This is a genomic window from Luteibacter sp. P1_D3 (assembly GCF_056406135.1).
The window spans coordinates 46,096-68,058 of record NZ_JBFUAT010000008.1 but is presented as its reverse complement, the minus strand read 5'-3'; the positions used below and the strand labels follow the sequence as shown (position 1 = coordinate 68,058).

Below are 21,963 nucleotides of genomic sequence, written 5' to 3'. Positions count from 1 at the left end.
TGACGTCATAAAGTCCACGGGCGCGGGTATGCTTCCCGCGATCACAGGAAGTGTCGTGAACTTTTTTGCACCATTCATTCGCCGGCCAATCGGTACGTCGCTGCTTGCGGCGGGGCTGACCCTTGCCGGTGCGATCGCGTACATGCTGCTGGGCGTGGCCGCGCTGCCCTCGATCGAGGTGCCCGCGGTATTCATCCAGACCCAGATGCCGGGCGCCAACGCGCAGACTATGGCGTCCACCATCATCGCACCCCTGGAACGCCATCTCGGCCAGATTCCGGGCGTCGACCAGATGTATTCGAACAGCTCCGAAGGGTCGGGCTTCGTGCGTGTCCGTTTCACCATGGACCGCAGCACCGACGCCGCCGCGCGCGACGTGCAGGCCGCCATCAACGCGGCCGCCGCCGACCTGCCGGCCGGCATGCCCACGCCGCCGCAGTACTTCAAGTTCGACACGGGTCAGATCCCCGTCCTGCTCGTCGCCTTCACCTCGAAAACGATGCCACCGGACAAGTTGTTCGACGTAGTCAACACGTTGATCATGCCGAACGTGAAGCAGATCGACGGCGTCTCGCGCGTGCAGGTGTTCGGAGGCACGCCGCATGCCGTGCGCATCGAGCTGGATACCAACGCACTTGCCTCCAAGCAGCTCACCGCCAACGACGTCTCCAATGCGCTCAACGCCGCCAACGTGAATTCGCCGCAGGGCGTGCTGTCCGACGGCACCACGCAGATGACGGTGACGGCGAACGATGGCCTGCGTGAGCCGAAGGATTTCGCCAGCATCCTGATCGCCGTGCGCAACAACGTCCCGGTCCGCCTCTCCGACATCGCCAAGGTGACCAGTGGCGAACAGGATCAGTACCAGGCCGCGTGGTTCCAGGGTGAGCGCTCGGTCACCATGCAGATCAGCAAGCGGCCGGAAGCCAACTCCATTGCGACCGCCGAGGCGATTCGCGCCGCGTTGCCGCGCTTCCAGTCGTCGTTGCCCGCCGATGCCGTGGTCACCCCGATCTTCGATCTCACGCAGACCACCCAGTCGGCCCTGCATGAGGTGAAGGTCGCACTGCTCATCAGTATCGTGATGGTGGTGCTGGTGATGATGGTCTTCCTGCGCCGCCTCGGACCCACCCTGATCGCCACGCTCAGCGTGCCGCTCTCGCTGGCCGGTGCGTTCGTGGTCATGTGGATCCTCGGTTACACGCTCAACACCATGTCGCTCATGGCGCTGGTGCTTTGCATCGGCTTCGTCGTGGACGATGCCATCGTCGTCATCGAGAACATCGTCCGCCACATGGAGCAGGGATCGGGGCCGATGCCGGCCTCGCTGGAGGGCGTACGTGAGATCGGGTTCACCGTCGTCTCCATCACGCTATCGCTGGTCGCCGTCTTCGCGCCGCTGCTGTTCGGCAACAACATGATCACCAAGCTGCTGCGCGAGTTCTCGGTGACGCTTGCCGCTGCCGTGGTGATCTCGGCCGTCGTCTCGCTGACCCTGACGCCGGCGCTGTGCGCCAGGTATCTCAAGCACGACGAGGCGGATCGCAAGATCAGCCGCTGGGAGCGTGCGCTCGAGCGCTTCGATCGTGGCCTTCTCGGCACGTACGAGCGCGCGCTCGACTGGGCGATGCGGCATCGGCGAGTGATGCGGTGGCAGCCTTTGATCCTTCTGTTCGCGACATTCGCGCTTGGCTTCGCCGTGGTGAAGACCGCCGGCGGCAATTTCATGCCTGACGAAGACACCGGCATGCTGCAGGCCGAGGTGACGGCGGACGCGAATATCTCTCCCGACGAAATGTCGCGCCGCCTCAAGCGGGTCGGTGACATCATGCAGAACGATGCTTCCGTCGCCGACGTGAACACCATTCTTGGGAGCGGCAACGACGGTGCGGCCGTCGGCAACACCGGCCTGATGTTCATTGACCTCAAGCCGAAGGGCAGCGGGCCCGGGGAGCGCAAGGAATCCATCAAGGAGATCATGGAGCGCCTGGGCAAAGAGTACGAGAAGATCTCCAACGTCCAGGTCTTCATGAGCCCCGTGCAGTTCCTCGGTGGTGGTGGCAACAACGGCAACCGCGGTCAGTATTCCTTCCAGCTGATCAGCACCGGCGGCGAGAATCTCCAGCCATGGGTCATGAAGCTGGTGCGCAAGATGCGCACGATTCCGCAGTTCAAGGATGTCGGCAGCGACTTCGACGTGGTCGGYAAGCAGCAGATGCTCCAGGTGGACCGCGATGCCGCAGGTCGCCTGTCGGTGGGCATGGGCATGGTGGACTCGGCGCTCTATAACGCCTTTGGCCAGCGGCAGGTCTCCATCATCTATTCCGATATCAATCAGTACTGGGTGGTGCTCACCGCGGCCGCGGCGCAGACCTTGAGCCCCGATGCCCTTTTGAATACCTACGTGAAGAGCGCGACAGGCGTCATGGTGCCCCTGTCGGCGCTGGCGAAGATCGCGCCGGTGGCCACGCCGACCTCGATCACCCACCAGAACCAGCTCGAGTCGGCAGATATCACCTACAACCTCGCGCCGAAGATCTCCCCCRACAAGGGCAACACGATGGTCGAGGAGGCGGTGCGACAGCTCAACCTTCCCGAAGGCGTACGCATGGACTTCACCGGCACGAACCAGCGCCTGAAGGACGCCCAGTCCAACGGCATGGTGTTGCTGATCGGCGCGATCCTCGCCGTCTATATCGTGCTCGGGATCCTCTACGAGAGCCTCGGGCATCCCTTGACCATCATTTCGACGCTGCCGGCTGCGGGTGCGGGCGCCTTCCTCGCCATGCTGATCACGCAGCAGCAGCTCACGCTGATGACGATCATCGCGGTGCTGTTGCTGATCGGCATCGTGAAGAAGAATGCGATCCTGATGGTCGACTTCGCCCTGGTCGCGCAACGCGAACACGGCATGTCTCCCGTGGAGGCGATCCGCCAGGCCGCGCTAGTGCGCTTCCGCCCCATCACCATGACCACCCTGGTCGCGATGGGTGCGGCGCTGCCGCTGGCGATCGGCTTCGGCGTGGGTTCGGAGATGCGTCGCCCACTCGGTATCGCGATTGTTGGCGGCCTACTGGTGTCGCAGCTGCTGACCCTGCTGAGCACGCCGGCGATCTACCTGTGGAACCACGACCGCAAGATCCGTGTCGCCGGTCGCAAGCATCGCCGTATGCTGAGGCGCCGGTACAAGGTGTGGGTGAAGATCAGGAAAGGCGACGGCACTCCCGGTATCGCCGCTGAAGCGGCTCCCACATGAGCCACAGCGCGCTCTGGTAGGAGCCGATTCATCGGCGAACAAGGGAGTGTGGGAGCCGATTCATCGGCGAATGGTAAATGACCCCGCTGCGCAGCAGCGCTCCGCCGAGGTTGCTGGCCACAGGCTCCATCGGGGAAGAGCATCGCCGATGAATCGGCTCCTACCAAAGCAAATGCGTCAGACGACGGGTTCGACTGCCGCGACTGGGGGCGGGGTCGCTGGCAGCATATGAGCTTTTTTCCAGGTGCCGCGACGGTAGTACACCGTCGTGATGCCCAGCGAGACCAGCGAGCCGACGGGGAAGCTCCACCAGATCGCGTCGGCGCCGATGACCGGTTCCAGCAGCGCGGCGAACGGATAGCGCACCAGCCACATCGAGATGATCAGCACGACCAGGGGCAGCATCACCGCGCCTGTCGCGCGTACGACGCCGAACATCACGAAGGTCACGCCGAACAGCAGGAACGACCAGACCACGATGTGGTTGAGATGCTGTGCGATGCCGATCGCCGAACTGTCGCTGCCGAGGAACAGCGCCAGCGCGGCGCGATTGAACAGGTAGATGATGAGTACCAGCGTACCGGTCAGCGCGAAGTTCGTGAGCACTCCCGCACGCCCGATGCCGGAGACACGGTCCCAGCGTTTCGCGCCGACGTTCTGCGCCACCATCGACGATACGGCGCTCCCGATCGCCAGCGCCGGCATCTGGATATACGTCCACAACTGCGAGGCCGCGCCGAAGGCTGCCGTGGTCTGCGAGCCGTGCCGGTTGACCAGGGACATCATGATGATCGCCGACGACGAGATCACGACCATCTGCGCGCCCATCGGCAAACCCTTGGCCAGCAGGCTCTTCAGGATGGCGACATCGGGCACGAGCAGGCGCAGTTCGTTGCGATGGATGCACAGGAAGTACTTCTTCCGGTACAGCCACATGAGCAGAGCGAGCAAGGTGCCCGTCTGTGCGATCAACGTCGCCACGGCGGAGCCAGCGATGCCCATGGCCGGGATCGGGCCGAGTCCGAAGATGAAGAGCGGATTCAGCGCGATGTCGAGGATGACCGACACCAGCATGAAGACGAACGGCGTTCGTGAATCACCGGCGCCGCGCAGCGTCATCCCCAGGAAGGTGTAGAGGTACATCGCCGGCAGCGCGATGAAAATGATCCGCAGGTATTCGATCGCATAAGGCTGGGCATCATGCGGCGTGCCCATGGCACGAAGCATCGCCGGCGTGGCGATGAAACCGCCGATGGCGACCAGCAGCGAGATCACGACGAAGAAGCCCAGGCCCGTACCGACGACACGTCGCGCTTCGGGAATGTCGTGCGCACCGACCGTCTGTCCGACCATGATCGTCGTTGCCATGCCGATGCCGAAGACGACACCGAGCAGGAAGAACAGGATCAGGTTGGCGTTGGAGGTCGCGGCAAACGCGGACTCACCGAGGAAGTGACCGACCCAGACGGCGTTGACCGACGCATTCAGCGACTGCAGCACGTTCGCGCCGAGGATCGGCAGCGAGAACAGCAGCAGCGTCCGGGTGATCGGGCCCTCGGTCAGCGCGACACGGCGTGCCGGGGGCGTCACGCGTCACCGCCCGCACGTGCGGCGAGGTGGCGCACGTAGTCGCGGATATCCGTCGGCCACGCTTCGGTCAACGCGTCGAAGCGCTCGCGATCGCTCCGATGGAAGGCGCGCGAGGCTTCTTCGTAATCGGGAAGGTTGCCGGCCAGCGCCATCATCACGCGATCCACCGCTTCGCTGGCCTGGCGCAGACGGTCGGCCGGCGCGCGTTCCCGGCTCGCCGTTTCGACCAGGCGGCGCAGGGCGACGGAGGCCCCACCGGGCTGTGCGGCGAGCCAGCCCCAATGCCGCGGCAGCAGGGTCACCTCACGCGCCACCACGCCCAGTTTCGGGCGGCCCGGTCCGCGCTTGGTCGGTGGCTCGTTACCCGGCAGCCGCGCCAGCACGTCGTGCGTGGTGCCTCGGTAGTCGATATCGACGGGCCGGCCCGTGCTGTCGTCGTAGATCATCGGCGATGCGTCGGGGTGCGCATCGAGCAGATGCTTGCAGCGCTCGACGACGGCCGACAGCGAGCCCGCGGCAAGGCGCGTCATGCCATGGAAGGCGACGAAGGTGGTCATGGGTGGTCCGATAGCAGGTGCGATCCGTAGATATTACCCGGATCAAATGTGCCGTCAATACTTCCGGGTAAAACCTTCCGCTTCGACCCATTCCGCGAAGGCGTGCAGGCGGGCATTGTGCCGCCGGTCGGGCGGATAGACGAGGTAGACCGGCAAGGGCGCAGGCTGCCATGCCGCCAGGACCGGGACCAGTTCGCCGCTGGTCACGTGACCGTCGACGGTGAAGCTCAGGGCCTGGGCCAGTCCCAGACCGGCGATCGCCGCGGCGGTATGCGCGTTGCTCTCGTTGACCTCCACGGCGGCCGTGAACTCGATCTCGAACGTCCGCTCGCCGTCGCGAAAGCGCAGCGGGAGCATGCGGCCGCTGCGTGCGGAGAAGTAGCCGACCACGTCATGCCCATCACGGACGATGTCCTCCGGGACCGACGGCGTGCCGCGGCGGGCGAGGTAATCCGGCGTCGCGCACATCGTCCAGGACAGCTCGGCGATCTGGCGGGTGACCAGGTTGGGATCGTCACCCGTGCTGCGGATGGCGCAGTCGATGCCTTCACTGATCAGGTCGACCGTGCGGTCCGTCACGCCGAGCTGGATCCGGATACCGGGGTAGCGCGCCCGAAACGCCGGCAAGGCGGGAATGATCAGGCCTGCCGCGACCGAGCCTCCCGTATCGATGCGCAGGTTACCGACGGGGTTGTTGCGACCACCGGCGAGCGTCGTCTCGAACTCGTCCAGCTCCGCCAGCCACTGGCGTGTGCGCTCGTAGTACGCCGCGCCTTGGGCGGTCACCGTGACGCGGCGGGTGGTCCGCTCGAGCAGGCGCACACCCAGTTCGGCTTCCAGGCCCTRGATGAGCTTGGTGACCGTGGACTTGGGCATGCGCAGTGCATCGGCGGCACGGCCGAAGCCGCCCGTCTCCACCAGACGGCCGAAGACGCGGATGGCGAGCAGATGGTCCACGGTTGTTTCCCCAAAGAAATAATGAAATCGCGATTGCATTATTTATCCACGACGGCCGAATAACCATCTTGTGTGGATCGACCGCCACGCGGTTATCGGAGACCAAGACCATGCACACCCTCGCCACCAGCAACGTCCACACCACCCGCCATGCCGGCAAGATCGTCCTTGTGACCGGCGGCAGCTCGGGCCTCGGCCTCGCCACCGCGGAGCGTTTCGTCCGTGAAGGTGCCACCGTCTACATCACCGGCCGTCGCCAGGCCGAGCTCGACGCCGCGGCCGCCGCGCTCGGCATCACCGCGATCCAGGGCGACATCGCCAAGGCCGCCGACCTCGATCGCATCTTCGCCACCATTCGCGACACGAGCGGCCGTCTCGACATCCTCTTCGCCAATGCCGGCGGCGGCGAGTTCGCACCGCTCGGTCAGATCACCGAAGCGCACTTCGACAAGTACTTCGGCATCAACGTGAAGGGCACGGTCTTCACCGTGCAGAAGGCGCTGGAACTGATGGGCCCGGGCTCGGCCATCGTGCTCAACGGCTCCATGGTCTCGATCAAGGGCGCGCCGGCCTTCGGCGTCTATGCCGCGACGAAGGCTGCGCTCCGCTCGTTCGCGCGCACCTGGGCCAGCGACCTCAAGGGTCGCGACATCCGCGTCAACGTGGTTGCGCCGGGCACGATCGTCACGCCGGGCTACAAGACGGAGCTCGGCATGGACGACCAGCAGATCGCCGACTACAGCGCCTATGTGGAGAGCGTCACGCCGCTGGGCCGCACCGGCACGCCGGACGAGATCGCCAAGGCCGTGTCCTTCCTCGCCTCCGACGACGCCAGCTACATCACCGGCATCGAACTGTTCGTCGACGGCGGCCAGGCCCAGATCTAAGCGAGACCCCAGCCGTAGGAGTCCATCGAAAGGACCCCATACGTAATCCCCCCATCGATAACGGTGGGGGCATCCTCACCCGCGGCACCGGCGGCAACGAGGAGTGGCAGGTAATGCTCCTCGGTGGGATGGGCACGAATGGCACTCGGCGCCAGCCGACGGTAGTCGCGCAACGCGTCGGTGTTGCCGTCGAGCACGGCCTTGCGGCTCCAGGCGGCGAATTCGCTCGCGTACGCCGCGTTCTCGCCCGATCGCCGCACTTCGTACAGGTTGTGGGTCAGGCTGCCCGAACCGACGATGACCACGCCACGATCCCGCAAGGGCGCCAACGCCTTGCCCAGACGCAGTGCACCCGCGGTATCGAGGTTGTGTGGCATCGACACCTGGATCACCGGCACGTCCGCCTCCGGGCGCAGGTGACGCAATGGCACCCAGGCACCGTGGTCGTAGCCGCGCTCCGGATCGACGATCGCGACGAAGCCCGCGTCGATCAAGAGCGATGCCGTCTCGCAAGCCAGCCCCGGTGAGCCGGGCGACGGATAGGAGAGCGTATAGAGCGCCGGTGGAAAGCCACCGAAGTCGTGGATCGTCCCTGGCATAGCGGCGCCGGTCACGCGAATACCACCGGTCTGCCAGTGCGGCGAGACGACGACGATCGCCGTGGCATCGGCAAGGCCCTCGCCGATATCGGTCAGGCGCGGGCCAAGCAGACCTGGCTCCAGCGCGAAGGTCGGGGCACCGTGGGAGATGAACAGGGCGGGGGCGCGAAACATGACGGACACCTGATGAAGCGGAGGCGGAACCCTCCTTCCTTCAATGTAGGTCGTGTGGGACCGCGGATAAATCGCCGTGGGGAGAACACATTGGCGCGTCCGGGGAAACGACCCGCCCGAGGGGCGGCAGACCCGCTTCAGCTGAGGCGGAGCGCGCTTGCGACGTGACCCAGCTCGTCGATCGACACCGGCCGCGAGAAGAAGAAGCCCTGCATCGAGGTGCATTCCTCGGCGAGCAGCCAGCGGCGCTGCCGGTCGGTCTCGACGCCTTCGGCGACGACTTCCAGGTTGAGGCTACGGGCAAGGAAGACGATCGACCGACAGATCGAGGCATCCACATCGTCCTCCAGCAGCGCGCGGGTGAAGTGCCGGTCGATCTTGATCTTGTCCAGCGGCAGCCGGGACAGGTAGGTCAGGTTCGAGTAGCCGGTGCCGAAGTCGTCGAGCGCGATGCTCACCCCCATCGCGCGCAGCTCGTGCAGGGTGCGAATGGCGCGCGCCGGCTCATTCATGAAGGCGCTCTCGGTCAGTTCCAGTTCGAGCGACGACGCGCTGGCGCCGGTCTCGGCGAGCGCCTGGCGTACCTCGGCGACCAGATCGACGTGCACCAGCTGCTGGGCCGAAATGTTCACGGCAACCCGGCAGTCGGGCCCCAGCAACGCGGCGATGTGGCGTTGCTGCCGACATGCCTCGCGCAAGACCCACTGACCGATCTGCACGATGGCACCGGTCTCCTCGAGCAAGGGCACCAGCTTGTCGGGCGTTCCCAGATCGCCTGGCGCGGACGGCCAGCGCAACAGTGCTTCCACGCCAATGACACGACCGTCGTCGCCGGCGTGCTGGGTCTGCCAGGCCAGCGCCAGCTCGTTATCGAGACTGGCACCGGACAGCCGCGACAGGACGGTCAGCCGGGCCATGGCGGTGGCATGCATGTCGGCGGAAAAGCGCTTCCAGGTGTGGCGCCCCGAGCGTTTGGCGTCGTACATCGCCGTATCGGCATTACGAATGAGGGTGTCGGCGTCGGAGCCATCGCGCGTGGCGAACGCGACACCGATGCTGCACTTCAGGCGCTGCATCGTCCCGCCCACTTCCAGCGGCTCCTCGATCGCGCGCTGGATGCGCGGCAGCAGGTCGAGCGCACGCGCCGGCGAGCAGGTGAACGGCAGCATCGCGACGAACTCGTCGCCCCCGAACCGTCCGATATGCCCAAGTCCGTCGAGGACATCACCGAGCTTCAGTGTCACGTCGCGAAGCACCTGGTCGCCCAGGGCATGGCCGAGCGCGTCGTTGATGAACTTGAAGTGGTCCAGGTCGATGAAGAGCACCATGACGCCCGAACCATCGCGTTGCGATTGCCGGACGAGCTGCTCGAGCTTCTCGCGCAGTGCGCGACGGTTCGGCAGACCGGTGAGTTCGTCGTGCGTCGCCTGGTGGTTCAGTCGWTCTTCGTAACGTCGCTGCTGCGTCACGTCGCGGACGATCGCCAGCGTGCCGCGCCCGCGCGAGTCGCGGTAGTCCGACAGCGCCAGCTCGGCCTCGAAGGGCATGCCGTCTTCGGGGTTCAGCCAACCGGTGACGCTACTGCCTTCCGGCGCGCCGCCGCGCATCGCCTCGAGCGCATCGGCATCCATGAATTCCGCCGCGTGACGACCGACGAGCGTCGCTCCGTCCTGTCCGAGGCGTTCCTCGGCAAGCAGGTTGGCGTACTCGATGCGGTCGTTGCGCACGATGATCACGGGCAAGGGCATGCGCGTCATCAGCTGGTGGTAAGCGGCTTCGCTCGCGGCAAGATCGCGGTCGGTATCGCGAAGACGGCGACGCGCGTCGTGCAGCGCGGTGATCTCGCTGATGGTGCCGGCGAGGATGGGTCTGCCGTCTTCGTTGGTGATGCGCGCGGCGCGCAGGTTGACCTGCACCTGGCGGCCATCGGGCCGGCACAGGCGGTGCTCGAACTCGTAGGGGCCATCGCCCTTGGCGAAGAGTTCCAGCCAGGCCACCAGCGCGGGCTGGTCGTCGGGATGGACGAGCTTGAAGTACGTACCTTGCCGTCCATCCACTCGCTCCGGCGGCAGGCCGGTGATCTCATGCACCTGCCCGGACCAGGCGATGGCACGTGAACTCAGGTCCGCTTCCCACAAGCCGATGTGCCCGGTGCGCTGCACGTCACCGAGATGGCGCGTGCTGCGTGAAAGGGCGTCCAGCAGGTGGCTCTGTCGGCGATAGGCGCGATCGAAGGCCGCGGCGAAGGCATTGAGCAGCAGGACCAGGGCGAGTGTCGCCAGCATCGAGGGCCGCGCCTGGTGAAGCCACTCGTCGAAGATGCCGGCGCGCTCGAGGCTCACCTGCACGGCGAAGGGATAACGTGCCGACGCGGCCCATGCGTAGATCCGCCGGTCGTCGTCGTACTGTCCGTTCGCCCCAGGCCTCGGCACGGGACCGCTCCAGGCGGCCGCCGCGTCATCGTGATTGCTCGCGAAACGGCGGCCGTCCAGCGAAAACACGGCCATGTCCGCGCTGCCGCCCATCATCGAATGGCTCATGCCATCGCGTACGCGTGCCTGGTCGATCAACGTGCCAAAGGCGGCCGGTTCCGCCACGCGCGAATCGACCAGGATGCGAATAGCCGGGGGAATCCCATCGTGGGCATCGGCGACGACGACGCCCACGCTTGCGCCGAGCGCCTCATGCCGTGGCGCCGCGAGGCTCTCTCGCCAGTTCATCAGGGGCACGCTGGTGCAGGCGAGCACGGCGCCTTCGGCATCCAGCGCGACAAACGTCGGCAATTCGGGATGGCGGGCCTGCACTTCGGCCAGGCTCATGTGCAAGGGACCCGGGTCGGCACCGGTCACCGCGTTACGCAGTGCGACCAGCGGCCCCAGGCTGGCATCGATATCCTGGTCGACCATGCGTACCGTGCCACCGGCCGAGCCGGCGAGTTGACGGCGCCCGTTGGCCAGCATGCCCCGGTAGGCGTCGACCTGGAGGATCGCCACCAGGGTGACGAGGCCCACGGTGAGGCCGAGCGAAACGCCCCAGGTGGCCAGACGGATACGCCGGGTGCGCAGCTTCGCCGCGCCCTTGTCCATCGCGCCTTCCACCGTCACGCCCCCTTGCGCCCCAACACCCATACCGTTCCCCAACCGAACGGCGGCGGGACCCTGTACGTCTTTAACGGCAGGCGGCCCCGCGTCTTGACCCCCGGCTTTCATGCGCGTGCTCAGACGAAAGGAGGGTGCAATATCGGCACGAATATTCTTAAGTACCCTCATTGATTCACGTTCGCTGAACACCAATTACCGAACGATCCGGTTCATAAACAAAACGTCCCACCACAAGGACCGCTCCCCCATGCGTTCGTCCCCCTTCGCCCTCGGCCTTGTCGCCGCGCTTTCGCTCTCCGCCGTCGCCCTCCCCGCCGTCGCCGATACGCACCTGGAAATCCAGGGCGGGCGCAGCTACATGGATACGCACGGCACCAACGTGTTCTTCATCGAATCCGTCTTCAACCCGTACCAGATCGGCCAGAGCCGCTTCACCTGGTCGCCGGATGTCTCGGTCGGTTACATCAATGGCCGCAACATCCAGCGCTACGAATTTTCGCAGCCTGGCGTCACCAACAACGTGTGGCTAGGCGCCGCCGGCGCCCGCTTCCACTACGGCACGGACAGCGACTGGTACCAGCCGCTTTTCTTCAGCTTCCAGGTCGCCGGCACCGCGGGCGGTCACACACAGGCGCTCTCCAGCAGCTACCAGTTCGTCAGCACGCTGGGCTGGCAGATGAAGAACGTGAGCTTCCAGATCCGCCACATCTCGAACGGCAGCTTCAAGGAGCCGAACCGCGGCGAGACGATGGCGCTGGTGGGTATCGGCTTCAATCTCTGATCCAGAACGACAAAGCCCGGCACGAAGCCGGGCTTTTTCGAAGAGCATCGCCGATGAATCGGCTCCTACACGGTAAGGTTAGTGGCCGGCGGCCGCCGGGCCGGCCTTGGCGGCGAACGGCGGCTTTGCGAGCCAGACGATAAAGACCAGCCCGATGAACACATACCCGAGCAGGTGGAAGACCTCGTTGAACGAGATCTGGTAGCCCTGGTTGGTGATCATCGCGTTCAGCGCCGAGGTCGCGTATTGCGAATCGCCGTGACCGATCGTCGTCAACGCCTGCTGTGCCGTCGGATCGAACGGCGTGATCGTCTCGGTCAGCCGCTCGTGGTGGACCACTGCACGTCGATCCCACAGGAACGTCGTGAGCGATGCCGCGAAGCTGCCACCCAACGTACGCAGGAAGGTGGCGAGGCCGGAGCCCGCCGCGATCTCGCGCGGCTGCAAATCGGACAGCAGGATGCTGAGGATCGGCATGAAGAACAACGCCACGCCCAGGCCCTGGATCAGCTGCACCATCGCGACACTGTAGAAGTCGATGTCGAGATAGAACTCCGAGCGCATGAAGCACGTCGCGCCCATCACCAGGAACGCTCCCGACGCCAGCACACGCAAGTCGAACTTGTGCGCGTAGCGACCGACGAACGGCGTGAGTATCACCGGGATGATGCCTAGCGGCGCCGCGGCGAGGCCGGCCCAGGTCGACGTGTACCCGACGTTGCGTTGCAACCACTGCGGCACCAGCAGGCCGATCGCGAAGAACGCCGCGTAGGCGAGCACGAGACACAGCGTGCCCATCGCGAAGTTGCGATGCCGGAACAGCTTCAGGTTCACGATCGGGTCCTTGTCCGTGAGTTCCCAGATCAGGAACACGGCCAGGCCGATGGCGGCGATGATCGCGGTGACGATGATGAACGGCGACGAGAACCAGTCCTCGTCGTTGCCCTTGTCGAGCACGACCTGCAGTGCACCCACACCGATGATCAGCGTGATCAGGCCGACGTAATCCACCTTGGGCTTCTCGGTGACTTCCGGACGTCCCTTCATCTGGTTCGCCACGACGAAGCTGGCAAAGATGCCGATCGGCACGTTGATGAAGAAGATCCACGGCCAGGTGTAGTTGTCCGTGATCCAGCCACCGAGGATCGGGCCCGCGATGGGCGCGACGACGGTGACCATCGCCAGCAGCGCCAGGGCCATGCCTCGTTTGGCGGGTGGATAGATCGAGATCAGCAAGCTCTGCGTGATCGGATACATCGGGCCCGCCACCGCGCCCTGGATGGCGCGGAAGATGATGAGCATGGTCATGCTCTGCGCGATACCGCACAGAAACGAGGCCATCGAGAACAGCAGCGTCGCCATGACGAACAGCTTCGTTTCACCGAAGCGGCGCGTCAGGAAGCCGGTCAGCGGCAGCGCGATGGCGTTGCTGACCGCGAACGAGGTAATCACCCACGTGCTCTGGTTGGAGCTGACACCCAAGTTGCCCGCGATGGTCGGCAACGACACGTTGGCGATCGTCGTGTCGAGCACCTGCATGAACGTCGCAAGCGATAGGCCGATCGTGGACAACGCCAGGTTTGGCGGTCGAAATTCGGTGCTCATGAGACCGTCTCCTTACTTCGGAGCTTTCTGCTGCTCGCCTTCACCCGCCGATGCGTTCTCGTGGATGACCCGCGCGATATCCGTGTCGGCGTCGGCAAGCTGCTTGTCGTAGATCGGCGTGGAGAACTCGGCCTTGGTCGGCGCCTGCGTCGAGAGCAGCGGACCGCTCTGGTCGTGCAGGTTCACCGTTACCTTGGTCGACAGCCCCAGGCGCAACGGCTTTTCTTCGAGCTGCTTCGGATCAGTGAAGACCACGCGGACCGGCACGCGCTGGACGATCTTGATCCAGTTACCCGTGGCGTTTTGCGCCGGAAGAATCGAGAAGGCGCTGCCGCTACCGATACCGAGGCTGCGGATCTTCGCCTTGTAGACGGTCTTGCCGCCGTACACGTCCGCCGTCACCTCGACCGGCTGGCCAATGCGCATCTTGTTCATCTGGGTTTCCTTGAAGTTCGCGTCGATCCACACTTCGTGGAGCGGCACGACGGCCATCAAGGCGGCACCCGGCTGCACGCGCTGGCCGACCTGCACCGTGCGCTTGGCGACGTAACCGTCCACCGGCGCGACGAGCGTGGCGCGGACGTCGTCGAGGTAGGCCGAACGCAGCTTGGCGGCAGCGGCACGAACGTCCGGATGCGAGGCGACAACGGTGTCGTCGACCAGCACCTTGTTGCTGCTGTAGGCCTGTTTCGCCGACGACAGGCTGCTCTCGGCGGAGGTCAGCGTATCGGCGGCATGCGACAGTTCTTCGGCCGAGATCGCGCCGGACTTGGCGAGATCGCGACGACGGTTATAGTCCTGGCGGGCACGATCGACCGCGGTCTGGCGAACGGCAACGTCGGCCTGCGACGAGGTTACGTTGTTGTACAGGCCACGCACCTTGCGCACCGTGTTGGCGAGGTTGGCGCGGGCGCTCTCCAGCGCGACTTCGGCATCGCTCGGATCGAGCTTGACCAGCACGTCGCCCTGATGGACGAGGTCGCCGTCATCGGCGCCGATCGAGGTCACCGTACCGGCGATCTGCGGCGTGATCTGCACGACGTTGCCGTTGACGTAGGCGTCATCGGTGTCTTCTTCCCAGCGACCGTCCACGAAGTACCAGACAGTCCAGCCGATCGCGGCGAGCACGATGACGGCAACCAGGAGCTTGAGGAAGAAGCCGCGACGGCTCTTCGGTGGCGGCGCAACGACGGCGCCGGATGGGGCAATGGTTTCTTGTGACATCGGAAGCGGCCTCGGTACGATTTTTAATGGGTGGCGGGCGTGGCGGCGACGACGGGCTGGTCGTCGGCCTCGGGGCGGAAACCACCGCCGAGCGCCTGAATGAGTTGGACGGACGTGTCGACCTGCTGCGCCTTCAGCGACGCCATGCGCTGCTGGGCTTCGAGCAGCTGCTGGCGCACCACGAGCGATTCCAGGTAGCTGCCGACACCGGCCTTGTAGCGAAGCTGCGAGAGGTCGTACGCCTGCTGCGCCGCATCCTGTGCGCGCTGCTGCGCCTGGATCTGCGTGCCGAGCGAGTCGAGACCCGAGAGGTCGTCGGCCACGTCGTTGAGCGCGCCGACCAACGTCTTGTTGTACTGCGCCACGGCGAGGTCGTACTCGGCGTCCTTACCCGACAGGTTCGCGCGGAGACGACCGCCATCGAAGATCGGCAGGCTCACCGCCGGCAACACCTGCCAGAAGCGCGCACGTGACGAGAACAGGTTGTCCGAACCACCCGCGGCCTGCGCGGCGAGGATACCGAGCGAGACGTTAGGCAGGAACTCCGTTTTCGCTGCGGCGATGTCCTTCGATGCCGCCTCGACGCGCCAGCGCGCGGCGACCAGGTCGGCACGATGGCCGATCAGGTCGGCGGGCAGGTTCGCCGGGATGGCCACGGCGGACGGGGCCAGCGCGGCGGGACGGGTGATGTCCATGCCGCGATCCGGACCCTTGCCCAGCAGCATGCTGAGCTGGATGCGCGCGGTGTCGATGGCGCGCGCGGACACGGCGATCTCGCGCTCGGCCGAGGCGACTTCGCTGTCCGCCTGCTTCACCTGCGTCTGGTTGTCGACGCCCGCGGCGACGCGCTGCACGGTCAGCGTCTGCGATGCCTTGCTGCGGTCCAGTTCGGCCTTGGCGACGTCTTCCTGGGTGAATGCGTAGCCGAGCTGCACGTACGCACGGGCGACGTTGGTCGAGATCTCGATGCGCGCGGCGCGGGCATCGATTTCCGTAGCGCGCTGGCTGCCAAGGGCCGCTTCCCACGCGGCACGCTTGCCGCCCCACAGGTCCAGGTCCCAGCTGAAGTTGCCGTAGCCGAACTTGGTCCACGAGAAGTGGTTACCCGGCGGCGACGGCAGCAGCGAACCCGGCAGGTGCGCACCTGCGGCGCCGGCACCGACGTTGAACGTCGGATCGCGCGCGGCATCGGCACCGCTGGCCTGCGCCTGTGCCTGCCGCACACGCGCATCGGCGGTGGCCAGATCCGGGTTGTCCTTCAGGGCTTCCTCGATCAGGGAGGTGAGCTGGCTGTCGCCGAGCCCCGTCCACCAGTCGGCCGACGGCCAGCCGGCCGGCGAGACGGCCACCTTGGCCAGGGTACGGTCGGCGTGGAGAGTGGTCGGGTCGGTGAGCTGACCCTGCGGATCCAGTCCACGGCTGGTGACGCAGCCGGAAAGAATCAACGCGGCCCCGACGGCCGCCACGAGAGTGTGCAGACGCATGCGTATTGCCTCGGACGTTTAGTTCAGTCTTTGTCGCGGAGCGCGTTGAGCACGCGCTCCAGGTAATCGTGCAACTGATCGCGTTCCGTCCCGGTAAGGTCCTTCTGGGCCCGTTCGAGCGTCGCGATGTTGCTTTCGTGCAGATGTTTCCAGAGGGCTTCGCCGGCTTCGGTGAGCTCGATACGCAAGGCCCGACGGTCCTGCTCGTGCTGCTTGCGCCGCAAGTAACCCTTGGCCTCGAGCTGGTCGAGCTGGCGCGTCATCGCGCCGCCGTCCAGATCGACCGCCCGGGCCAGTTCCGTGGCCGTCATGGCGCCATGGGTGGCCAGGCGCTTGAGGACGTGGAACTGGGTGAACTTCAGATCGACGCCCAGCGAGGCAAGATCCGACTCGATCGCACGGACGATTTCGCCGCGCACCATGCCGATAAGGGCACCCAGGCTGTCGCGGCCGTCATACGAAGGGCAAGTAGGGATGTTCATGAACACGCATTCTATTGCCCGGAAGATAGTTGTCAAGGCAAATATGTGTCCAACGGATATTTCAGGTTTCTCGGATATTCATCCTTCGTCGGCCAGCAGGGCCGCCAGTGCGGGGTCGCGCACGTCGAAAAGTTCGAAGACACCCAGTGCCTTCAGGGTCGGTAGTTGCGCCAGCAGGCGAGGTTCCAGGCGGCGTACCTGCTCCTCTGGGGTGCTGGGATCGAGCATGGCGTGGGCACAGGCGACAAAGGTCACGAGCGCATCGCCGGCCTCCTGGCCTTCGGTCAATTCGGTTAGATCAGTGGTGACGAGACGGATCATAGGGATCTCCGCTTCAGGGTCACGGGCGCCGGTCGTCGGCGGATGCCGGGCGCAGGACAGTTGCTTGGGGTTGCAAATGATAGTCATGGAAGCAATCGGCCTGATATCGTTAGTGGGCCAACTTATGTCGAGATCCGGCCAAGATGCACGACGAAACCCTTCACCGATTGCTGGAAAGCGCCGACGGTCCGCCCCTCATAGCGTACGAGGCGCGCGGCGAAATCCCCCTTAGGGAAACCGACTGGCACAGCCACGTCCGCGGCCAGTTTTTCTATGTGGAACAAGGGCTTTTTATCACCCGCACCGAGCACGGCTCCTACCTGCTGCCGCCCCATCGCGCCGGCTGGATGCCGCCGGGGATGATGCATACGGTGAGCATCGCGGGGCCGAGCCACGCCTGGGGCGTGTTCATCGCACCATGCGCCGCGTCGGTCCTTCCCGACCGCCCCTGCGTGGTCGGGGTCAATGACCTCTTCCGCGCTATCGTCAAACGGGCCGCCACCTGGCCGGCCGACGCCGTGACCGTCGAGCCCGAACGCGAACGACTGTTCGCCGTGTTGCTCGACGAACTGCGCCGCGCACCGGTGGAATCACTGCACCTGCCGATGCCGATCGATCGCCGGCTCCGCCGCGTCGCCGTGGCCATGTACGAGAACCCGCACGACACACGCGGCATCGACGACTGGGCCAACTGGGCAGGCATGTCATCGCGCACGCTCACGCGTCTGTTCCGCCAGGAGACCCAGTGCAGCGTGGCGCAGTGGCGACAGCAGGCGCGGCTGGCGCGTGGGCTGGAACGGCTGGCGCATGGCGAGCCTGTTTCGGTGGTCTCCGATGCGCTCGGCTATGCCACGCCGAGTGCCTTCGTCGCGATGTTCCGCCGTGCCTTCGGCGATTCCCCAGGTCGCTACCTCGCCCGCCAGGCGAGCGGCACGTAACGCGCCGCTCTTTGGTAGGAGCCGATTCATCGGCGATGGGTGCTCGCGGCGGCTTCCGCCACCGGCTTGCACATCCACAACCCCTCGAACGTGTAACGGTCGCCACTGCTTCGCTCGAGAACATCGACAGCGATGCGGCCATGCCGCCATGGGCCGTGACTCCCTTGCGAGCCGCTGTCGTGACACGAGCGCAAGGGCGCAAACGCACCTCGTTCCGGATGGGTGAGAGCGGATTCCTGCGCGACACATTCGGCCATGGCCTCGTCGTAGCTCGGCAGCGTCAGCTCGCCGGTACGGAAGTGTTCGCTACTGCACACGGGTGACGCGCTCAACGCCGGCGTCGCGGTGACGAGTCCGGAGAACAGGCTGGCAGCCGCAGCGAGACGCTGAAGGGTGGCGTGGGTTCGGGATGGTGTCATGACGCGCTCCTGGGTGAGAGGGGCGGAAGGTCATGGGTTCGTCGTGGTGGGGGAATCGGAATAGTCTGAAAAACGGGGCGGATTTCGCGGGGTGAGGGGTGCGTCACAGTTGGGCGGGCTCGGGAGTGATGTCCCATCTGTTCGCGCTTCAAGGCCTGCCGTTTTTGCGAGCACCCGTTCGCCGATGAATCGGCTCCTACAGGGGGCGGGTGCCGAATTTGGTCAGGTCGCGGGGAAGCGGTAGCCGACGCCGGGTTCGGTTTTCAGCCAGCGCGGCGTCGAGGGATCGTCGCCCAACTTGAGGCGGAGCTTGCCCATGACGATGCGCAGGTAATGCGTGTCCTGCGTATGCGTGGCGCCCCAGACTTCGCGGAGGATCTGTTGCTGGCTGACGACGCGGCCGGGGTGGCGGACGAGCAGCGACAATACGGCGAACTCCTTGCGCGTGAGCGCGACCGGCGTACCGTCGAGCAGCACTTCGCGCCGCGCAAGATCGATGACGAGGCTACCGTCATCGTAGCGTACCGGCGCATCGGCCTGACCGCCCTTGGCGCCCTGGCGCAGCAGCACGCGCAGGCGCGCCATCAGCTCCTGGATGCCGAAGGGTTTGGTCACGTAGTCGTTGGCGCCGTGATCGAGGGCGCGGACTTTCTCGCTCTCCGAATCGCGCACGGAAAGCATCAGCACGGGCACCTCGCTCCACATGCGGATCTCGCGCAGCACATCGTGGCCTTCCATGTCCGGCAGGCCGATGTCGAGCACGACGACATCGGGCGACTGCGTCGCGGCCAGCCCGAGGCCTTCCTCGCCGTTAGCGGCGAGTAGCACCTGGTAGCCCTCGGCGCGCAGGCCGATATCGAGGAAGCGGCGGATCTGCGCTTCGTCATCGATGACCAGGACTCGTGGAGCGGTGGGGTTCATGCGTTGGATTCGGGGGGCGGCGACAGCGGCAGCGAGACCCGAATGGTCGTGCCTCCGCCCACGTGGGGCAAGGCCTCCACGCTGCCACCATGCGCGCCGATCATGCCGCGGCAGATGGCCAGGCCAAGGCCCGTGCCCTTGCCACCGCGATCGCCGCGCGTTACCGAATAGAACATGTCGAAGATCCGCGCCCGCTCGTCTTCCGGGATACCCGGGCCACGGTCGGCCACGTCGACGAGCAGCCGGCCCGCTTCGGAGCGGACCGTGACGCGGATCGGTTCCTCGGGCGGCGTGAAGCGGCCCGCGTTCTCGAGGATGTTAAACAGGGCCTGCTCGATGAGCGCCGGATGCACGTGCAGGAGCACGGTATCCGTCGGCAGGTGCACGTCGATCCGCACGTCGGGAAAGAGCTTGCGCATGCGCGATACGGCAGCCGCCACGATCTCGCCGGCGTCGACCCAGTCGCGATGGAGCTGCAAGGTGCCGTGACCGAGCCGGGTCATGTCGAGCAGGTTCTGGATGTAGCGGTCCAGGCGCTGGCCCTCGCCGAGGATCGCCTGGAGCAGTTCGTGCCGCTCGTTCGCCGGCAGTTGCGCATCGTAGCTGAGCAAGGTTCCCGCCGAGCCGATCATCGAGGCCAACGGCGAGCGGAGGTCGTGCGAGACGGACGAGAGCAGGGCGCTGCGCAGGCGCTCGGTCGCGCCCTGCACGCGTGCACCTTCGAGTTCGTGGGCGAGCCGCGCGCGGTCGAGCGCCTGTCCGATGTCCTGCACCATCGCCAGCGCGAGGCTGCGCCGGTCGGCATCGGGCTCACGCGCGCTGAGAGGAAAGCGCAGGGCGACAACGCCCGCGCGCTGGTGTTCGGCGCCGAGTGGCAGTATCCAGCATGAGGCCGCGTGCAGGGTATCGGTGTAGCGGCCGGCGGGCTCGGCGTGGCTTTCGCACCATTCGGCAGCAGCGAGGTCCTGCGTAGACAAGGCGAACGCATCGGGCACCGAATTCACGACCTTGAAATGACCGTTGGCATCGCGCGCAAGCATCGCGATCTCGATCGATAGCGCCCGGGCCAGCGCCGAGGCGCCGGCCTTGCGAATGCTGTCTGCGTCGGCGCTGGTCGCCAGTTGCTGGCCCAGTGCAACCAGGGCGCGGGCACGCACCTGGGCCGCACGCAGTGACGTGACCTGCCCGGCCAACCGCGTCGCCAGCCGGCTGCAGACCAGGGCGACGACGAGGAACAGCACCACCGCCAGCACGTCGTCGGCATTGGCGATCGCCAGCGTGTAGCGCGGTGGGGCGAAAAAGAAGTTGTAGCCAAAGAAGCAGAGCAGCGCCGTATAGACCGCGACCGCCATGCGCGTGCGCACGGCGACGACGAGCACGGCGGTGAGGAAGATCAACGAGAGATTGGCCACCGACAGGAAGCGATCGGCAACGAAGGAAAGCGCCATCGCGATGGCCGTCGCCCCGGTGGCAAAGGCGTACTCGCGGCGCGATCCGCGGCCGTCCTTGAAACGCAGGCGGCGACGCGCACGCGCGCGCTCGGCCGGCGTGGCGACGATGGTAAGCTCGAGGTGGGCGCCACGACGCAGCAGCTGCTGAGTGAGCGAGAAGCCCAGGCGCCGCGCGATCGGTCGCTCGCGCGTGCGGCCGACGATGATCTGGCCTACGCCTTCGCGATCCGCCCAGGTGAGCAGCTCGTCGGCCACGGCGTGACCGCGCAGGATCACACCCTCGCCACCGAGACGACGGGCGAGACGCATGGCGGCATCCACGCGCTCGCGGCGGTCGGCATCGAGGCCACCGCGATCGACAAAAACGACGCTCCATGGCGCTCCGCGCCGCTCCGCGATACGTCGTGTGATGCGCACGAGGTACTCGCTCTGGCCCTGGCCATCGATGGCCGCCATGCAGCGACGGCGCACCGGCATGGCATCGCCGCGGGCAAGCATGATCTCGCGGAGGTCGCTGTCGACATGTGCGGCCACGGTTTCCACCGCGAGTTCGCGCAGGGCGGCGAGGTTGGTCGGCGAGAAATACTTGTCCAGTGCGACTGCGGCCGTTTCCGGCACGTACACCTTGCCCTGCTTGAGCCGGCCGATCAGTTCACGGGGTGGCAGGTCGACCAGCACGATGTCACGCGCCCGGTCGAGGAAGGCGTCGGGGACGGTCTCGCGCACGGCGACGCCGGTGATCCGGCGGATCTGGTCGTTGAGGCTCTCCAGATGCTGCACGTTGAGCGCCGTATACACCTCGATACCCGCATCGAGCAGTTCGGCGATGTCCTGCCAGCGCCGCGTGTGACGGCCGCCGGGTAGATTGGTATGCGCGAGTTCGTCGACCAGCAGCACGGCCGGTCGGCGCTGCAAGGCAGCCTCCAGATCGAACTCGCGGAAGTCCCGGCCGGCGTAGCGCACGGGTCGGGTCGGCAGCACTTCCAGGCCTTCGACCAGGGCGACCGTGTCCGAACGGCCGTGCGTTTCGACCAGGCCAACGACGACGTCGATACCCTGGCGCTTCAGATCCCGCGCCGCGGACAGCATCGCGTAGGTCTTGCCAACGCCGGGTGCGGCACCGAGGAAGACTTTCAGCCGCTGGCCGTCTTCGTCGCTGGCCGCACTGAGCAGCGCGTCGGCTCGGGCATCGCGGTCGTCAGTCATGGGGAGTGGC

The 21,963-nt window shown here is 66.0% G+C and carries 17 protein-coding genes; 4 read left to right on the top strand and 13 right to left on the bottom strand.

The window, feature by feature from the left end:
- Positions 1–55: 55 nt before the first annotated feature.
- Entirely contained in the window at positions 56–3,256 is a 3,201-nt protein-coding gene (locus AC1DYM_RS07540; protein WP_477337357.1) for an efflux RND transporter permease subunit, read from the top strand.
- A 177-nt stretch (positions 3,257–3,433) separates the two neighbouring features.
- Here the strand turns inward: AC1DYM_RS07540 and AC1DYM_RS07535 are convergent, their stop codons facing one another.
- The 3 genes from AC1DYM_RS07535 to AC1DYM_RS07525 are packed head-to-tail and all read right to left on the bottom strand — an operon-like array spanning position 3,434 to position 6,360.
- The gene (locus AC1DYM_RS07535; RefSeq protein ID WP_477337356.1) at positions 3,434–4,846 is read right to left on the bottom strand and encodes an MATE family efflux transporter; all 1,413 of its coding nucleotides are present in this window, start codon (positions 4,844–4,846) and stop codon (positions 3,434–3,436) included.
- Positions 4,843–5,403, bottom strand: a complete 561-nt coding sequence (locus AC1DYM_RS07530; RefSeq protein WP_477337355.1) for a DUF2239 family protein — start codon at positions 5,401–5,403, stop codon at positions 4,843–4,845. The genes AC1DYM_RS07535 and AC1DYM_RS07530 overlap by 4 nt, the downstream gene beginning before the upstream one ends.
- Before the next feature lie 54 nt (positions 5,404–5,457).
- Complete coding sequence (locus AC1DYM_RS07525) at positions 5,458–6,360, bottom strand: LysR family transcriptional regulator (protein ID WP_477337354.1); 903 nt, start codon at positions 6,358–6,360, stop codon at positions 5,458–5,460.
- 110 nt (positions 6,361–6,470) lie between these two features.
- On the opposite strand from AC1DYM_RS07525, the gene AC1DYM_RS07520 reads away from it, so the two are divergent.
- Positions 6,471–7,247 carry an SDR family oxidoreductase gene (locus AC1DYM_RS07520; protein ID WP_477337353.1) on the top strand — a complete coding sequence of 259 codons (777 nt, stop codon included), beginning with the start codon at positions 6,471–6,473 and terminating at the stop codon, positions 7,245–7,247.
- Here the strand turns inward: AC1DYM_RS07520 and AC1DYM_RS07515 are convergent.
- Both AC1DYM_RS07515 and AC1DYM_RS07510 read right to left on the bottom strand, forming a co-directional pair.
- The gene (locus AC1DYM_RS07515) at positions 7,244–8,020 is read right to left on the bottom strand and encodes a dioxygenase family protein (RefSeq protein ID WP_477337352.1); all 777 of its coding nucleotides are present in this window, start codon (positions 8,018–8,020) and stop codon (positions 7,244–7,246) included. The genes AC1DYM_RS07520 and AC1DYM_RS07515 overlap by 4 nt on opposite strands.
- 137 nt (positions 8,021–8,157) lie before the next feature.
- Complete coding sequence (locus tag AC1DYM_RS07510; RefSeq protein ID WP_477337351.1) at positions 8,158–11,106, bottom strand: EAL domain-containing protein; 2,949 nt, start codon at positions 11,104–11,106, stop codon at positions 8,158–8,160.
- Between the two features lie 262 nt (positions 11,107–11,368).
- On the opposite strand from AC1DYM_RS07510, the gene AC1DYM_RS07505 reads away from it, so the two are divergent.
- Positions 11,369–11,902 (top strand): acyloxyacyl hydrolase, encoded by a 534-nt coding sequence (locus AC1DYM_RS07505; protein ID WP_046969198.1) that lies wholly within the window; start codon positions 11,369–11,371, stop codon positions 11,900–11,902.
- 78 nt (positions 11,903–11,980) lie between these two features.
- On the opposite strand, the gene AC1DYM_RS07500 is transcribed toward AC1DYM_RS07505, so the two are convergent.
- The 5 genes from AC1DYM_RS07500 to AC1DYM_RS07480 form a co-directional block, all read right to left on the bottom strand.
- Positions 11,981–13,507 (bottom strand): DHA2 family efflux MFS transporter permease subunit, encoded by a 1,527-nt coding sequence (locus AC1DYM_RS07500; RefSeq protein ID WP_477337350.1) that lies wholly within the window; start codon positions 13,505–13,507, stop codon positions 11,981–11,983.
- 12 nt (positions 13,508–13,519) lie between these two features.
- Positions 13,520–14,731: an EmrA/EmrK family multidrug efflux transporter periplasmic adaptor subunit gene (locus tag AC1DYM_RS07495; protein ID WP_477337349.1), complete on the bottom strand. Its 1,212-nt coding sequence runs from the start codon at positions 14,729–14,731 to the stop codon at positions 13,520–13,522.
- A gap of 23 nt (positions 14,732–14,754) precedes the next feature.
- Entirely contained in the window at positions 14,755–16,215 is a 1,461-nt protein-coding gene (locus tag AC1DYM_RS07490) for an efflux transporter outer membrane subunit (protein WP_477337348.1), read from the bottom strand.
- 23 nt (positions 16,216–16,238) lie between these two features.
- Positions 16,239–16,697 carry a MarR family winged helix-turn-helix transcriptional regulator gene (locus AC1DYM_RS07485; protein ID WP_477337347.1) on the bottom strand — a complete coding sequence of 153 codons (459 nt, stop codon included), beginning with the start codon at positions 16,695–16,697 and terminating at the stop codon, positions 16,239–16,241.
- Positions 16,698–16,775: 78 nt separating this feature from the next.
- The gene (locus AC1DYM_RS07480; protein ID WP_477337346.1) at positions 16,776–17,018 is read right to left on the bottom strand and encodes a hypothetical protein; all 243 of its coding nucleotides are present in this window, start codon (positions 17,016–17,018) and stop codon (positions 16,776–16,778) included.
- A gap of 143 nt (positions 17,019–17,161) precedes the next feature.
- Here AC1DYM_RS07480 and AC1DYM_RS07475 point away from each other — a divergent pair, with 143 nt between their 5' ends.
- Positions 17,162–17,956 (top strand): AraC family transcriptional regulator, encoded by a 795-nt coding sequence (locus tag AC1DYM_RS07475; RefSeq protein ID WP_477337345.1) that lies wholly within the window; start codon positions 17,162–17,164, stop codon positions 17,954–17,956.
- 26 nt (positions 17,957–17,982) lie between these two features.
- Here AC1DYM_RS07475 and AC1DYM_RS07470 read toward each other — a convergent pair whose 3' ends face one another.
- The 3 genes from AC1DYM_RS07470 to AC1DYM_RS07460 form a co-directional block, all read right to left on the bottom strand.
- A complete protein-coding gene (locus AC1DYM_RS07470; RefSeq protein WP_477337344.1) occupies positions 17,983–18,375 on the bottom strand; it encodes a hypothetical protein in 393 nt (130 codons plus the stop codon).
- Between the two features lie 222 nt (positions 18,376–18,597).
- Entirely contained in the window at positions 18,598–19,296 is a 699-nt protein-coding gene (locus AC1DYM_RS07465) for a response regulator (RefSeq protein ID WP_477337343.1), read from the bottom strand.
- Entirely contained in the window at positions 19,293–21,953 is a 2,661-nt protein-coding gene (locus AC1DYM_RS07460) for an ATP-binding protein (protein WP_477337342.1), read from the bottom strand. Before AC1DYM_RS07460 ends, AC1DYM_RS07465 begins: the two co-directional genes overlap by 4 nt.
- Positions 21,954–21,963 lie beyond the last annotated feature (10 nt).